The 15,974-nt window shown below is 75.1% G+C and carries 9 protein-coding genes; 6 read left to right on the forward strand and 3 right to left on the reverse strand.

Annotated features, from left to right (window positions below; genetic code table 11):
- The first annotated feature begins 281 nt into the window (after positions 1-281).
- Positions 282-1,055 (forward strand): helix-turn-helix domain-containing protein, encoded by a 774-nt coding sequence (locus OG974_RS20390; protein WP_327284120.1) that lies wholly within the window; start codon positions 282-284, stop codon positions 1,053-1,055.
- A gap of 258 nt (positions 1,056-1,313) precedes the next feature.
- Entirely contained in the window at positions 1,314-3,323 is a 2,010-nt protein-coding gene (locus OG974_RS20395) for a sigma-70 family RNA polymerase sigma factor (protein WP_327284121.1), read from the forward strand.
- Here the strand turns inward: OG974_RS20395 and OG974_RS20400 are convergent.
- Complete coding sequence (locus OG974_RS20400; RefSeq protein WP_371643983.1) at positions 3,310-6,528, reverse strand: BTAD domain-containing putative transcriptional regulator; 3,219 nt, start codon at positions 6,526-6,528, stop codon at positions 3,310-3,312. The two genes, OG974_RS20395 and OG974_RS20400, sit on opposite strands and share 14 nt — an antisense overlap.
- A 137-nt stretch (positions 6,529-6,665) precedes the next feature.
- Complete coding sequence (locus OG974_RS20405) at positions 6,666-8,840, reverse strand: asparagine synthase-related protein (RefSeq protein WP_371643984.1); 2,175 nt, start codon at positions 8,838-8,840, stop codon at positions 6,666-6,668.
- A 672-nt stretch (positions 8,841-9,512) separates the two neighbouring features.
- Here OG974_RS20405 and OG974_RS20410 point away from each other — a divergent pair.
- The 4 genes from OG974_RS20410 (at position 9,513) to OG974_RS20425 (ending at position 14,853) form a co-directional block, all read left to right on the forward strand.
- Positions 9,513-11,117: a sporulation protein gene (locus OG974_RS20410; protein ID WP_327284124.1), complete on the forward strand. Its 1,605-nt coding sequence runs from the start codon at positions 9,513-9,515 to the stop codon at positions 11,115-11,117.
- Between the two features lie 61 nt (positions 11,118-11,178).
- A complete protein-coding gene (lhgO, locus tag OG974_RS20415; protein WP_327285704.1) occupies positions 11,179-12,387 on the forward strand; it encodes an L-2-hydroxyglutarate oxidase in 1,209 nt (402 codons plus the stop codon).
- Between the two features lie 288 nt (positions 12,388-12,675).
- Positions 12,676-13,488, forward strand: coding sequence for a tRNA (guanosine(46)-N7)-methyltransferase TrmB (gene trmB, locus OG974_RS20420; RefSeq protein ID WP_371643986.1), 813 nt, complete (start codon positions 12,676-12,678; stop codon positions 13,486-13,488).
- 51 nt (positions 13,489-13,539) lie between these two features.
- Positions 13,540-14,853, forward strand: coding sequence for a PrsW family intramembrane metalloprotease (locus OG974_RS20425; RefSeq protein ID WP_327284125.1), 1,314 nt, complete (start codon positions 13,540-13,542; stop codon positions 14,851-14,853).
- Here OG974_RS20425 and OG974_RS20430 read toward each other — a convergent pair.
- Positions 14,762-15,790: a M23 family metallopeptidase gene (locus tag OG974_RS20430; protein WP_327284127.1), complete on the reverse strand. Its 1,029-nt coding sequence runs from the start codon at positions 15,788-15,790 to the stop codon at positions 14,762-14,764. The genes OG974_RS20425 and OG974_RS20430 overlap by 92 nt on opposite strands.
- Positions 15,791-15,974: the final 184 nt, after the last annotated feature.

Genomic DNA, 15,974 nt, shown 5'->3' on the forward strand with positions numbered 1-15,974 from the left:
AGCGGGGGTACGGGCTTGCCGGATGGCTTGAGTGGGGGTGGAGTTCCGCAGGTCAGGAGGTGCGGAGGGGGTGATTCCGGGGGCTTGGATCGGAAAAGTGGGGACGAATGCTCCGATCGGGCGGTGGTCCGTCCGAGGCTGCCTCTTCTGAATTGACTCTGGCTCAACTATGTTCGTATCTCGTCGAGGAGTAAGACCGGGGCCCACCTGACCGTGGCCCACCTCGACACGAAGGCGGGGAGTGTCTCCGGGGGGAGACAAATGATTACCGGGGGATACATATGAACATTTCCGATTTCCATGGTTCTGCGACCGCTCTCTCGACCGAGAGCAACAGTCGCCTGATGACGGGCGCCACCACGCACGGCGTGGGCCGTTCCACGCCGCTGCGCGTCGACGCCCAGCGCAACCTGGAGCACGTGCTGCGCGCAGCGCGCGAGGTCTTCGGCGAGCTGGGCTACGGGGCTCCGATGGAGGACGTGGCGCGGCGCGCCCGTGTCGGCGTCGGCACCGTGTACCGGCGCTTCCCGAGCAAGGACGTCCTGGTCCGGCGCATAGCCGAGGAGGAGACCGCCCGGCTCACCGAGCAGGCCAAGGCCGCGCTGGGCCAGGAGGAGGAGCCGTGGCAGGCCCTGTCGCGGTTCCTGCGCACCTCCGTGGCCTCGGGCGCCGGGCGGCTGCTGCCGCCGCAGGTGCTGCGGGTCGGGTCGGCGGCCGAGGACGGCGACGACGAGGCGGAAGCGGCGCGGGTGCCGCACCAGCGTCAGGCCGGTGTGACCGGCGGCGCTCCCGAGCTGCGCGTCGTGGGCTCGCGGACTCCCGTCGAGGACGAGCCCTCCGAGGACGCCGGCGCGGGTGCGCTGCTCGAAGTGGTCGGCCAGCTGGTGGACCGCGCCCGGGAGGCGGGTGAGCTGCGTGGCGACGTCACGGTGGCCGATGTGCTGCTGGTGATAGCGACGGCCGCTCCGGCACTGCCCGACGCGGCGCAGCAGGCGGCGGCTTCGTCCCGGCTGCTCGACATCCTGCTCGAAGGACTGCGCTCCCGGACGGCCTGAGCCGACCGGGGAAACGGTCCTAGCGGAGGTTCCCGCAGGGGGCGCGCTCGGCTGCCCTTCCCCACCTGCCGGTCTGCCGGCCGGCTCGTCGAACGGTCCCCCGAACGACTGCTCGCCCGAAAGGGTGAGGATCGGTACGGGGTTTCACCGGGCGCTGCACGGACGAGTGGATGGTGTGGAGTGCGGCTCGGCGCGCGCCCCCCGTGTGACAGGCTTGAACGGTGTACCGGTTGAGTGTGTCGTGCGGGGGCTTCCGCGATGAGCGTTGACGGTCGGGAAGAGCCGCTCGGTGGTGCCGGAGGCGAGGTCGGGGCGGACAACCCGGTCACACGCCAGGTCCCGGCCCAGCGCGCGCCGCGGCGCGGGCGGCACGCGGCGCCGGGGTATCCGGGAGCAGAGCTGCCGCCGTCCGACGGGGACTTGATCGCCCGGATGCGCGGGGGCGACGACGGCGCCTACGAGGAGCTGTTCCTCCGGCACGCGGACTCGGTACGGCGCTACGCGCGGACCTGCTGTCGCGACGGGCACACGGCCGATGACCTGACCGCCGAGGTGTTCGCCCGGACGCTGCAGGCGGTACGGGGCGGGGCCGGGCCGGACCAGTCGGTGCGGGCGTATCTACTGACCACGGTGCGGCGGGTCGCGGCGGCGTGGGCGAAGACGTCCCGGCGCGAGCATCTCGTCGAGGACTTCGCCGTGTTCGCGGAGCAGGCGGCCTCGGGATCCGAGGGTGGTGGCGGGCTGTCCGGGCTGTCCGGGGGCGACACCCTCGAACTGGGCGCGGACGTCCGGGCGATGCGGGAAGCCGAGCAGTCGCTGGCCATGGAGGCTTTCCGGAGCCTGCCCGAGCGGTGGCAGGCCGTGCTGTGGCACACCACCGTCGAGGACGCCTCGCCGAGCGCGATCGCACCGCTGTTCGGGCTGAGCGCGAACGCGACCGCCGTGTTGGCCAGGCGGGCCCGGGAGGGGCTCAAGCAGGCCTATCTGCAGGCGCACGTGAGCTCGGCGCTGAGTGCGGGCGGGGACTGCTCTCGGTACGCGGACCGGTTGGGCGCGTACGCCCGCGGCGGGCTGCGGATGCGGGCGGAGCGGGGGCTGCGCAAGCACCTGGAGGAGTGCGCGAAGTGCCGGCTGGCCGCCGGGGAGCTCAAGGACGTCAATGCGGGGATTCCCGCGCTGCTGCCGGTCGCGGTCATCGGGTGGTTCGCCGCCGGGTACGCGGCGAAGGCGGCCGGGGTGGTGGCCGGCGGGGCCGTCGCCGCCGGGGGCGCTGGGGCTGCCGCCGCGGCCGCGGGCGCGGGCGGGTCGACCGCCGGGGCGGGGGCCGGGGCCGCTGGTGCCGGGGCCGCCGGTGGGACTGCGGGTGCGGGGGCCGGGGCGGGGGCTGCCGGGGGCGGTGCCGCGGGCGCCGGGTCCGGGGTCGGCGGTGCGGTGGTGTCCGAGGGGATCGGGCTGCCGGTCAAGGCCGCCATCGCCGCCGGGATCGCCGTCGCCGCGGCCGCAGGGGTGGTGTTCGCGCTGGCCGGGGACGATCCCGTGCCGGGGGTCCAGGCTCAGCCCGCGCCGAGCGCGGCGGCGCCCGTGGTGCCGCTGGTCCCGGCTCCGCGCACGCCGGCTCCGGTCGATGCACAGCCGCCGAGCGCGCAGGGCTCCGTACCGTCCGGGCCGGGAACTGCGGCTGCGCCTACCCCTGCGAAGCCGAAGGCCCCGGCTCCGGCCCCGCCCGGGTCCCCGGCGCCCGTGCCCTCGCCGACGCCGAGCCCGGTACCGAGCGGGAGCCCGGTCCGGCCGACCCCGAGCCCGACCCCGTCGCGGCCCGTGCCGAAGCCGCCGCAGGGGTTCAAGCTGGCGGGGCTCGAACACTCCGTGTTCGGCGACCACAGCGGTCCGGAACTGGAGACCTCGCGCAGCAGCTGGGTGTGGCAGCGGTGGGGGATGCGGATCGCGGACGGACGGTTCGCGCAGGGAATCACCGTGAACTCCCGTTCCTCCGTGGAGATCACCCTCAACCGGCAGTGCACCGCGTTCTCGGCGCGGGCGGGCGTGGACGCCCTGTCGCTGTTCACGGACGGCACGGTGCGGTTCTCCGTGTACGCCGACGGGCAGCGGCTGTGGCGGTCGGGCGCGCTCGGGTTCGACGATCCGGCCGCCGCCGTGGACGTCCCCCTGGCCGGGCGCAAGACGCTGCGGCTGGTGGTGGAGCAGGCCGGCCAGGGCAGTCTGCCGACGTTGGCGAGCTGGGCCGACGCGGTGATCAGCTGCCGTTGACGACGGCGAGGAGCGCGACGACCTCGGCCGGGGACAGCTCCGCGCCCGCCGTCTCCTCCGCCCGGTGGCGGTCGGGGCCGAGCACGGCGCGGGTGCGGTCGGGCAGTGCGGCCACGGCGGCCTGCTCCGGGACCGAGCGCGGATGGCCCGCACGCCAGGCGGTGGCCGCGGCCAGGGCCCGTACGGCCTCCGCGTCGCGGCCGGCGTCGGCCAGCAGGACGGCGGCGGTGTCGGAGAGCGAGGCCAGGACGCGCTCGGCGCAGTGCGCGGCGACGGCCGCGGCCAGGGCCGGCCCCAGCGTGGCGAGGCCCGCTTCGGGCCCGTGTTCGTGGGCGGTGAGGATGGCGTCGACGTTGTCGAGCCCGGCGGTGAGCTGCGGGGGCGCATTGATCTTTCCGCAGGCGGCACGGGCGAGTTCGGCCTCGGTACGGGCCCGCCCGAGGTCGCCGCGGACGAGGGCGAGGAGCGCCGTGAGCATCCCGCCGTAGGCCCGGGCGTCGTACACCCCGCCGTGGCGGTCGACTTCGTTGGCGGCCTCGGCCAGGAGCTGCTCGGCGCCGATGAAGTCCCCTGAGCAGAAGGCGGACTCGGCGATCCGGGCGATGGCGAAGGGCACCTCGATGTGGGCCCCGACTTCGCGGGCGAGGCGCAGGCAGTCCTCGTACTCGGCGCGGGCCCAGTCGTACCGGCCGCGGGAGAGCGCGACCTCGCCGGCGGCGCTGGCGACCTGGGCACGCAGCCAGCGGTCTCCGACGCGGCGGGCGATCTCGTGCAGTTCGTTGAGGTCGGCGTTGACGGAGGGCAGGCCTCCGGTGAAGTCGATGGCCACGTGGGTGCGCAGCAGGAGGGTGATGCCCAGTTCCCAGTCACCGCCGTGCCGACGGCAGTTGTCGACCGTCTCGTCGAGCCCTTCGAGGACGGAGCGGGTGTCGCCGGTCAGGAAGGTGGTCATCGGCCAGAGCATGCCCGGGAAGCGGGCGGTCTCGGGGGCGGCGCCCCGGAAGATCTGCTGGATGCCGTCGGCGAGGGCGATGTTCTGCGGGGTGCGGAACTCTTCGGGCGAGTGGCCTTCGGCGAGCAGCAGGACGTGCAGCATCTGCGTACGCATGAAGCGCCAGTACGCGGGGGTGCCTTCGGGCGGCTTCGAGGGGCTGCGCTCCATGATCCGGGCGGTCCATTCCACCCCCTCGGCGCGGTAGTTGCGCAGCCACCAGAACCAGCCGAGGGCGAGGACGAGCCGCTCGGCGGTTTCGGTGGGGCCGGTCCGGGTGGTGTGGAGGAGCGCGGCGCGGAGGTTGTCGAGTTCGGTCTCGATGCGCCGGATCCAGGGGAGCTGGGCGGCGCTGCGCAGGAGCGGCTCGGCCTCCTCGGCGAGGGCCAGGAAGTGTGCGGCGTGGCGGTGGGCGGCGGCGGCCCGGTCGGCTTCCTGCGCGGCCGCGCGTTCGGCGGCGTACTCGTGGATGGTCTCCAGCATGCGGTAGCGCATGCCGGCGCCGTCCGGCCCGGGGGCGGCGACGACGAGGGACTTGTCGACGAGGGAGCCGAGGATGTCGGCGACGTCCTCGGCCGCTCCGCCGGTGCAGACGGCTTCGGCGGCCGGGAGGTCACAGCCGCCGGCGAAGACGGAGAGGCGGCGCAGCACCGTGCGTTCCCGGTCGTCGAGCAGGTCCCAGGACCAGTCGACGACGGCGCGCAGGGTCTGCTGGCGGGGCAGTACGGTCCGGGCGCCGCTGGTCAGGAGCCGGAATCGGTCGTCGAGCCGGTCGGCGATCTGGCGGGGGCCGAGGAGGCGCAGCCGGGCCGCGGCGAGCTCGATGGCGAGCGGCAGCCCGTCGAGGCGTGCGCAGATCTCGGCGACGGCGGCCGGGTCTTCGGCGGGGGTGAAACCGGGGCGGACGGCGGCGGCGCGGTCGGCGAAGAGGCGGTGTGCGGGGTCGGGCGGCAGGGGGTCGACGGGGCGGACCGTTTCGCCGGGTACGCCGAGGGGTTCGCGGCTGGTGGCCAGGATGCGGACGCCGGGGCAGTGGGTGAGGAGGTGCTCGGCGAGTACGGCGGCGGCGCCGATGACGTGCTCGCAGTTGTCGAGGACGAGGAGCAGACGGCGGTTCGCGCAGTGCTCGACGAGCTGGGCGGCGGGGTCGTCGGCTGGGGTCTTCTCGCGGGCCACGAGGGTGTTCTCGCGCAGGCCGAGCGCGCTGAGGACGGCGCCCGGGACGGCGGCGGGGTGGTCGAGGCGGGCGAGCTCGACGAGCCAGGCCGGTTCGGGGTGGGCGGCGGCCGCGTGCTCGGCGAGTCGGGTCTTACCGGAACCACCGGGGCCGATGAGGGTGACGAGGCGGAAGCGGTCCAGGTCGCCGTGGAGGGCCGCGAGCTCGGGCTCGCGGCCGACGAAGGAGGTCAGGCGGGGGCGGAGGTTGCCGGCGGGCGGGGTCGGGGGCTCGGGTTCCGCGGGCGGCTCGGGCGCGGGGCGGAGCAGTTCCGCGTGCAGGGCGGCGAGCTCGGGCCCGGGGTCGGCGCCGAGGGCGTCGGCGAGGGTGCGGCGGGTGCGTTCGTACGCGGCGAGGGCGTCGGCGGTGCGGCCGGCCGAGCGGAGGGCGCGCAGCTGCTGGGCGCGCAGCGGCTCGTCGTACGGGTGCTCCCGGATCAGCGCCTCGATCTCCGGGAGGAGGGACGCCGGGTCGGCGCAGCCGCTGCGGAGCTCGGCGTCGATCCGGTCGCGGAGGGCGGCGCCGCGGCGCGCTTCGGAGGCGGAGGCGTGTGCGGTGCGGGCGGGCTCGGGCAGGTCCGCGAGGGCGGGGCCGCGCCACAGGGCGAGGGCGGTGCGGAGGGTTCCGGCGGCGGTGGCGGGGTCGTCGGCCAGCTGCCCGGCGCCTTGGCGGGCCAGCCGGGTGAAGCGGTGGAGGTCGACGTCGTCCCGGTCGGCGACGGCGAGGCGGTAGCCGCCGGCGGGATCGGCGGGGACGGTGTCCCGGCCGCCCAGGGCCCGCCGGAGCCGTCCGACGAGGGCCTGGAGGGCGCCGGGGGCGTCCTGGGGCGGGTCGTCGCCCCAGACCTCGTCGACGAGATCGGCGACGGGTACGGGGGCCGGACCTCCGGCCCGGAGCGCGAGGGCGGTCAGGAGCGCGCGCAGGCGGGCGCCGCCGATGGTGAGGGGGGCGCCGGTCTCGTCACGGGCCTCGGTGATGCCAAGGATGAGATACCGCACCGTGCAATTCTGCCCTTGCCCCGGCCGGGCGTGGGTGGGTGGGTGCGGCGCCGTTGTGCGGGGGCGCTGCCCCCGAGCCCCCGCGCCCCAAACGCCGGCGGGGCTGGATCTACCGGGCGGCGGGTGGGGGGAGCGGGTTAGGAGAGGGCCGGGCGGCGGGTGGGGACGCCTTGGGGGACTGCTCGGCGGCGGGGGGTGGAGGTGCCCGTCCAGCAGGTGCCGCGGCGGGCGAGGAGGCGGCCGAGCCACAGTTCCATCGAGACGAGTTCCGCGAGGCCGTCCAGCGGGACCGGGTGGCCCTCCGCCGCGTCCAGCAGGGCCTGTTGGACCACCCGGGCCTCGATCAGGCCGGCGTCGGCCAACAAGGGGGCGGTGAACAGGGCCAGGAGGGAGGTGAGCGCCGTGCGCAGGCCGACGCGGGTGGCCGTCTCGTTCGGGGTGTGGGCGGGGGCGCCCCAGCCGGGCGGGAGTTCGCGTACGCCCGCCGAGGACAGCACCGTGCGCAGGATCGCGGCCCGCGCGCCCGGCTGGACCCGCAGGGATTCCGGGAGGGCCCGGGCGGCGCGTACGACCTGGTTGTCGAGGAACGGGGCGTGCAGCCGCTGGCTACGGACCTCCACGGCCTGTTCGAAGACCCGGTGGTCCGCCGCGTGGCGGGTCAGCGCTGCGCGGGCCCGGGCCTCGCCGGGGCGCAGCGAGAGCGGGGGGCGGCCCGCGGCGGTCCCGAGGCGGATCGATACTTCCGCCAGGGCTTCGCCGGTCAGCCAGGCCGCCGCCGGTCCGGGGCGGGACCAGGTCAGGGCGGCCAGTGAGGCGTCGACCGGGTTCGAGGCGCCGCCCGCGACGGCCCCTTCGCGCAGTCGGGCCGCCGCGGCCTCCATGCCCGCGCGGTACGGGGTACGGGCGAGCCGGCGGGCGGCGGAGTAGACGGAGAACGGGACCAGGAGGGACAGGGCGGAGTCGCCCGGGGCGGAGCGGGCCAGGGCGGCGACCGGGCGCAGCAGGTGGCGTCGGCGGCGGTCCATCAGGAGGTCGGCGAGGCGGGCCGGGTGCGCGTCGAGGACCTGACGGGCGCCGTGGCCGACGAAGTGGTCCGCCGAGCCGGCCGCCAGCCGGCGCCGCTCGCGGGCGGCGGTGACCAGGGAGGGGCCGGGTTCGTCGGTGAGGGGTCCGTCGAGTTCCGCGTACGGGAGGGCTTCCTCGGCGGCGGCGACGACCACGTGGTGCAGGCGGGGGTTGGCGGCGATGGCGCGGGCGCGTTCGAGTTCGGCTTCGCGGCCGTGGGGGGTGGCCAGGTCGTTGAAGGTGACGGCGAGGAGGCGTTCGCCTGTGCGGTTGACGATCGTGCCGGGTGCGCCGGGGAGGCCGGCGGCGAGCAGTGCGAGGGTCGCGGAGGCGCTGCCTCCGGAGAGGTCGGCGCCGACGCCGGGTGCGGGCGCGGGCGCGCCCCGGGCCGCGCGCCGGTCGGCGGGGCCCATTCCTGGCACCGGGCCGGGGTCGTGGGGCAGCGTGTCGGGGGCATGCCGCGGCGCCGTGAGCCGGGCGCGCACCGCATTCACCAACGCTTCGCGTACGCCCTCCACCGCGCGCTCGGGATCGGCCGCGGGGGCCGCCACCGCGAGGGAGGCCACCGGTTCGTACCCGGTGATCTCGCGGGAGCCCTCGCGCAGGATCAGCGCGTGCCCGGGCGGGATGCGCCGTACGCCGACGTACGGTGTGCCGTCGCCCAGTGCTTCCGGGCTGTCGGGGCAGGCGAGCAGGGCGGCGAGGTGGCCGATGTCGAGCTGTGCCTCGATGAGGTCGGCGAGGGGCAGTGCGGCGGTGGCGTACGCGGTCCCGCCGGCCCAGGGGGTGTAGAAGACGGGCCGCGCGCCCGCGAGGTCGCCGACGACGGTGATCCTGCGGCCGGTCTGGACGACGGCGGTGTAGCTGCCGGACCACTGGGTGAGGTGGCGCAGGGCTCCGCCGCGGGCTGCGAGGAGGGCGCTGCGCAGTTCGGCGTCGGTTGCGCCGCAGCAGCCGAGGACGGCGAGCCGGGTGAAGGCGTCGGCGGGGTCGGCGGCGAGGGTGCGGATCTCGTCGGGGCGCCAGTCGCCGACGGCCCAGAGGGGGTCGGGGTCTCCCCAGAGCAGTTGGGCGCCGACCGGCACGACGGTGCGTTCGGCGTCCTGGGCTGCCGGGTCGTCCGGGTGGTCGGCGTCCGCGATGCCGCCGCTCAGGGGCCCGTCGGGGCCGGATCCGCCCTGGCCGTGGACGCGGCCGGCCGTGCCGAAGCTCGCGGCGATACTGCTCCACCCCACCAACCAGCGCACCGCCGCCTCCCCAGCCCGTGGGCAATTGACCGGGGCACGAACGGTGTGGTCAGCGCGAAGGGCGCGGCCGCCGGGGCCCCGGGTGGCTCGGGGTCCATGCTGCCACGAGACAGGCGCACGGGAGTGTCCAAGGAGGGCGCACGTGCAAACGAACACGCCTCGGTCACGCGGTATTTGGCGTTCCGTTCCCACCGCCCCATAGGTCGGTTTCGGCCATTCTTCGGCCGTACTGAGGCCGTACTGAAGCCGTACTGAGTGCCGTCGCGCGCCCTGGGGCGCCCGACCGCGGCGGCCCACGGGCGCGGCCCGAGGGGCGGGACCCGCCCCCCGAACCGTTCCGCCACCCGCGGGGATTGGGGCGGCGGCATCCCCCGGCCCGCCGGATCCACGCAGCGGGCCGACCCACGCACGGCACATCGAATCGCCGGGCCCGCTGACCGGCCAGAGCGCACGGGCGGGCGCACGGCCACACGCACGGAGCACGAAAGGGGGCGTGCGCCTGCGGCGCGGGCCCCTGCCCGACTGTGCGGGCGGACAACAATCCCGCCATACGGAAGTCGGGGCCTTAACGCTTGGGAGGCGGGGAACTACGCTGGGTTTACGAAATGCCGGGCAACTATGCCTCGGCGGCGTATGCGTTGTGTGCGTTCCGCGTGTGACGAGGGGTGGCGCATGTCCAGGGAGCTCCGCGAGCCCAACGAGAAGCTCGGCGCCGTCCTCGCCCTCGCCGGCATCAGCAACGCCGGACTGGCCCGGCGCGTCAACGACCTCGGCGCACAGCGCGGCCTGACGCTTCGCTACGACAAGACCTCGGTGGCCCGGTGGGTGTCGAAGGGGATGGTGCCGCAGGGCGCGGCCCCGCATCTGATCGCCGCCGCGATCGGCACGAAGCTGGGGCGGCCGGTACCGCTGCACGAGATCGGGCTGGCGGACGCGGACCCGGCGCCCGAGGTCGGCCTGGCCTTCCCGCGGGACGTGGGCGAGGCGGTGCGCTCGGCCACCGATCTGTACCGGCTCGACCTCGCCGGCCGCAGGGGCGGTGGCGGGATCTGGCAGTCGCTCGCGGGCTCCTTCGCCGTGTCCGCGTATGCCACGCCCGCCTCGCGCTGGCTGATATCTCCGGCGGACGGTTCGGTGGCGCGCGAGCCCGCCGCGTCCCGCGAGACCGTGGCGTCGCGCGAGCCGGTGGCGGACACGGCGTCGCCCGCGGCCCCGGCGCAGGGTCCGACGGCGTCGCCGGCTTCGTCGTCGTCAACGGGTCTGCCCGCGCAGTCTTCGGGCGAAACGCCGCACGCTCCGCACGCCCCGCCCGCGCCCGCGTTGCCGGCCGCCGTCATGGGACTGCACGACCCGTCGCCGCAGCGCGTGGGCCACAGCGATGTGACCAAGCTGCGCGAGGCGGCCGAGGACGCGCGCCGCTGGGACTCCAAGTACGGCGGCGGGGACTGGCGTTCGTCGATGGTGCCGGAATGCCTGCGCGTCGACGCGGCGCCGCTGCTGCTCGGCTCGTACAGCGACGAGGTGGGCCGCGCACTGTTCGGGGCGACGGCCGAACTGACCCGGCTGGCCGGCTGGATGGCCTTCGACACCGGCCAGCAGGAGGCGGCCCAGCGCTACTACATCCAGGCGTTGAGGCTGGCCCGCGCCGCCGCGGACGTACCGCTCGGCGGTTACGTGTTGGCGTCCATGTCGCTGCAGGCGACGTACCGGGACTTCCCGGACGAGGGCGTGGACCTCGCGCAGGCCGCCGTGGAGCGCAACCGTGGCCTGGCCACCGCGCGCACCATGAGCTTCTTCCGGCTCGTCGAGGCGCGGGCGCACGCGAAGGCGGGCGATTCGGCGGCGGCCGGGGCGGCGCTGCGGGCGGCGGAGGGCTGGCTGGAGCGGGCGCGGGCGGGCGATCCGGATCCGACCTGGCTGGGTTTCTACTCGTACGACCGCTTCGCGGCGGATGCGGCGGAATGCTATCGGGACCTCAAACTCCCCCGGCAGGTGCGGCGCTTCACCGAGCAGGCGCTGTCGCGGCCGACGGAGGAGTACGTGCGCTCGCACGGGCTGCGGCTGGTGGTGAGCGCGGTCGCCGAGCTGGAGTCGGGCAATCTGGATGCGGCGTGCGCGGCCGGCACCCGGGCGGTGGAGGTCGCGGGCCGGATCTCCTCGGCGCGGACGACCGAGTACGTACGGGACCTGCTGCACCGGCTCGAACCGTACGGGGACGAGCCGCGCGTGGCGGAGCTGCGCGAGCGGGCACGGCCGCTGTTGGTGGCCCCCGCGTAGCCCCTTTGTCAGTGGCGGGGTGCAGTATGCAGGGGTGGGAGGTGGCAGCTTGGGCGGCGGCATGGGCAGTGTGGGCAGGGTGGACTGCGATGTGCTGGTGATCGGTGGTGGCATCGTCGGCCTGTCGACGGCGCATGCCCTGGCGCAGCTGGCCCCGGGGACGCGGGTGGTGGTGCTGGAGAAGGAGTCCGGCCCTGCCCGCCACCAGACGGGCCGCAACAGCGGGGTGATCCACAGCGGGATCTACTACCGGCCGGGGTCGCTCAAGGCGCGCTTCGCGGTGCGCGGAGCCGCCGAAATGGTGAAGTTCTGCGCCGAGCACGGGATCGACCACGAGGTCACCGGGAAACTGATCGTCGCCACCGGGCGGGACGAGCTGCCCCGGCTGCACGCGCTGGTGCAGCGGGGCCGGGAGAACGGCATCCCGGTGCGCGAGCTCGGCCCCGCGCAGATCTCGGAGTACGAGCCGGAGGTGCGCGGCCTGGCCGCGATCCACGTCGGAACCACCGGGATCGTGGACTACGGGCAGGTGGCGCGGCAGCTCGCGGAGTCCTCGGGGGCGGAGATCGTCTACGGCGGGGCGGTGGACCTGATCTCGCGGCGGGCGAGCGGGGTCGCGGTGCGGACGACCGCGGGGCTCGTGGTGCGGGCGCGGGTGCTGGTGAACTGCGCGGGCCTGCAGTGCGACCGGATCGCGCGACTGGCCGGGGACGACCCGGGCATGCGGATCGTGCCGTTCCGCGGGGAGTACTACGACCTGGCGCGGCCCTCACTGGTCCGGGGGCTGGTCTACCCGGTCCCCGATCCGGCGTTCCCCTTCCTCGGCGTACACCTCACGCGGGGCATCGGCGGCGGCGTCCACGTCGGGCCCAACGCGGTGCCGGCGCTGGCCCGCGAGGGATACGGCTGGGGCGTGGTCCGGCCGCGGGACGTCGCGGACGAGCTGGCCTGGCCGGGGTCCTGGCGGATGGCCCGGCGGCACTGGCGGTACGGGGCGGGCGAGATCCACCGGTCCCTGTCCAAGCAGGCCTTCACGGAGGCGGTGCGCAGGCTGCTGCCGGGGGTTTCGTCCACGGACCTGACCCCGGCGGGCTCCGGGGTCCGGGCGCAGGCCGTCCTGCGGGACGGGACGCTGGTGGACGACTTCCTGATCAAGGAGGGGGCGCGGGCGGTGCACGTACTGAACGCGCCGTCGCCCGCGGCCACTGCTTCGCTGCCGATCGGTCGCGAGATCGCGCGCCGCGCCCTGACGACCCTCCGCGCGTCGTAGTCCCGGGCCCCTGCCGCACCGGGTTCCGCCGGGCGGGGGCGGCCGGGCGCGGTGCGGGGCGGGCGCGGTGCGGGGCGGGCGCGGTGCGGGGCGGCCGGGGTGCGGGTGCCGCTGCGCGGGGCGTGTCCCCTGCCCACCCTTCCACCGTTCCCAGGGGCTCCGCCCCTGCCCCCCGCCTCGATCGGCGGCGGGGCTGGACGGGCCCCGGAAGCACGGTGGGGCTGGAGGCGCGGGCTACGGGTTCGGCTGGGGTGGGGGTGGCGGGGTGCGGCGTAGAATCCGGGGATTGTGTCTGAGTCCCTTAACCCCCAGCCCAGCGTCCCGGAAGCCGTGCCGGAGGCGAACTCCTACGTGCCCCCGAAGTGGCGGACCGAGCCCCGTTTCCCCGACGGGCCCTCCCCCGATCCGGCCGGCTCGCACCACGAGCGGCGGATCCGGAGCTTCCAGCCGCGGCGCAGCCGGGTGACCACCGGGCAGGGCGAAGCCCTGAAGCGGCTCTGGGGGACCTGGGGGCTCGACATCGACGGGAACTCCGTCATCGATCTCGACCGGATGTTCGACGGACTGCCCGTCGTCCTGGAGATCGGCTTCGGGATGGGTGAGGCCACCGCGCAGATGGCCGCCGCCGACCCCGCGACCGGGATCCTCGCCGTCGACGTGCACACCCCCGGCCAGGGGAACCTGCTCGCGCTCGCCGAGCGCGGCGGGATGACCAACGTGCGCGTCGCCAACGGCGACGCCATCATCCTGCTGCGCGAGATGCTGCCGCCGGCCTCCCTCGCCGGGCTCCGCGTGTACTTCCCGGACCCGTGGCCCAAGGCTCGCCACCACAAGCGGCGGCTGATCCAGCCCGAGTTCCTCGACCTGGCCGCGACCCGCCTGGCTCCCGGTGCCGTACTGCACTGCGCGACCGACTGGGAGCCATACGCCGAGCAGATGCTCGAAGTGCTCACCGCCCACCCGGAGTTCGAGAACACCCTGGCGGACGGCGGCTACGCGCCGCGGCCGGACTTCCGGCCGCTGACCCGTTTCGAGGGCCAGGGTCTCGACAAGGGACACGTCGTACACGACCTGTTGTTCGCCCGCCGCCCGAACGAGTAGACAACCACTTTCCTCACTCCGCGTGTCAGAGCGGCTCGCTAGAGTCATCGTGTGTCCCGAGCGCTCCCTGGTGTCCGTGCGTGCGTGCTCGCCGTGCTGTCGCTGTCGGGGCTGGCGATCCTCGAACTCGTGCGGGAGCAGACGGGTACCGCGGGGTTCTTCGTCGGCCTCGGGCTGGCCGTGCTGCCGGTGCCGCCGCTCATGGCGGCCTTCCGGTGGCTCGGCCGGGCCGCGCCCCGGCCGTGGGCGCAGTTGCTGTTCTGCTTCGGCTGGGGCGCCTGCACCGCGGCCCTGATCTCGATACTGGCCAACAACTTCGCCACCGAGTGGATAACGGCGGCCACCGCCGACGCCTCGGCGGCCGACCGCCTCGGTTCGGTGGCGATCGCCCCGGTGGTCGAAGAGAGCGCCAAGGCCGCGGCGCTGCTGCTGGTGTTCGTGTTCCGAAGACGCCAGTTCACCGGTCCCGCGGACGGGTTCGTGGTGGCCGGGTTCACCGCGACCGGCTTCGCGTGCACCGAGAACGTCCTCTATCTCGGCAACGCCTTCGGCGAGGACGTGCAGAGCGGTGCCGCGGCGCTGGACTCGGTGACGGCAGCGACGTTCTTCGTGCGGATCGTGGTGTCGCCGTTCGCGCATCCGCTGTTCACGGTGCTCACCGGGCTCGGTTTCGGTGCGGCCGCACTCGGCGCGGGCCGGTTGCGCCGGGTGGGGCTTCCGCTGCTCGGACTGCTGGCCGCGATGGGCTTGCACGCGCTGTGGAACAGTTCCTCGCGGTTCGGGGAGTACGGCTTCTACGTGGTCTACGGCTGCGTGATGGTCCCGGTGTTCGGGCTGCTGCTGGGGCTGGCCGTGCTGATAAGGAGGCGCCGGCTGCGGGCCGTCGCCGGGGAGCTGGCGGTGTACGCGGCCGCGGGCTGGTTGCGGCCGGCGGAGGTGGCGGCGCTGGTGTCGATGCCGGCCCGTTCCCTGGCCCGCGCCCTGGCCCGGAGCACCGGCGGCCGGGCGGCGGGCCGGGCGGTCGCCCTGTACGAGGCGGACGCGGCCGCCCTGGCCCTGCTGCGGCACCGGGCCAAGCACAGCGGCCCGGCGGGAGAGCCTGATTTCGCCTGCCGGGAGCGGGAGCTGCTGCGCCGGATGTGGCTGCGCAAGGCGACGGCGGGGCCGGCCCTGGCCCGGGCCGCGGTCCTGGAGGAGCTCCTTCCGCCGCGGCCGGCCCCCTGGGGACCGCGCGAACCGCTGGAACCCCTGGAGCTGGTGTCCGTACCGCCCGCTAGACGCTCAGGCCCTTGGACTCAAGCCACGCCAGCGGGTCCGATGTCGAGCCGCCGATGCGTACTTCCAGGTGGAGATGGGGTCCGGTGACGTTGCCGGTGGCGCCGACGCGGCCGATGGTGTCGCCGGCGCCGACCGAGCCGGAGGTCACCGACATCGAGGACAGGTGGCAGTACCAGATCTCCGTGCCGTCTTCGAGCTCCAGCACGATCCGGTAGCCGTACGCGCCGGACCAGCCGGCCGAGGCGATCTTCCCGGCGGCGACGGCCTTGACGGGGGTGCCGGTCGGGGCGGCGAAGTCGAGCCCGGTGTGGTGGCCGGAGGACCACATGGAACCGGCGTCGCCGTAGTGCGAGGTGAGGGTGTAGGCGGAGGTGGGCAGGGAGTAGGAGCCGGCCGGCTTGGCGGTCCGCTCCTGCTCGGCCTTGGCGTCGGCGGCCGCCTGAACCTCCTTGGCCTGCTTCTCGGCGGCCAGGCGGGCGTCGTCGGCCTCCTTTTGGGCGGCCTCCCGTTTGGCTTTGGCCTCCGCGGCGGCGGCCTCCTGCGCGGCGCGCTCGGCCTGCGCCCGGGTCTGGGCCTCGGCGGCGGTCTCCTGGGACTCGGCCTGCTGGAGGATGCGGCCGACCAGGGTGGCGCCCGCGTCGGCAGGCCGCCCCGCCTGCTGCGCGATGATGCCCGCCGATTCGCCGGAGGCCCCGGCACCCGCGGCGGAGTGACCGGCCTGCGCGTGCCCCCCGCCGCCGACGCCGAAGTCGGGCAAGTCGGGCAGGTCAGGCAACGAGGGCATGGAGATGGCGACTTGGGGCCGGTCCTGGGCGGTGGCGATGCCACCCGCACCGACGGCCGCGATGACGCCGACACCGAGCACGGTGGAGCTGCGGGCAAGTCCCCCGCGCTGCTTGACGACCCGGTGCTTGCCGCGGGGCGGGCGGGCCGAGTCTTCGGTGGGGTTCCACTCGCCCCAGGCGCCCGCGGTGGGTGCTTCTTGGAGCTCTATGCCTTCGGGGGCAGGCGAGTTGGAGGCCACCGGGCCACACTCCTCAGGGGGACGCGCACGCGCACGGCGCCGTCTCTTGCGACGGCTTGGACGACCGCGCTGCGTTATCGAACGGTAATAGACGGAGGGGAGTGATTCCAAGCTGTTGCGATTGATCGTTAACGGCAATCAGCCACCCTCTGCACAGCCTTGGCCATCACTAATGCCACATTAA

The organism is Streptomyces sp. NBC_00597 (assembly GCF_041431095.1).
In the GTDB taxonomy this organism is placed as follows: domain Bacteria; phylum Actinomycetota; class Actinomycetes; order Streptomycetales; family Streptomycetaceae; genus Streptomyces.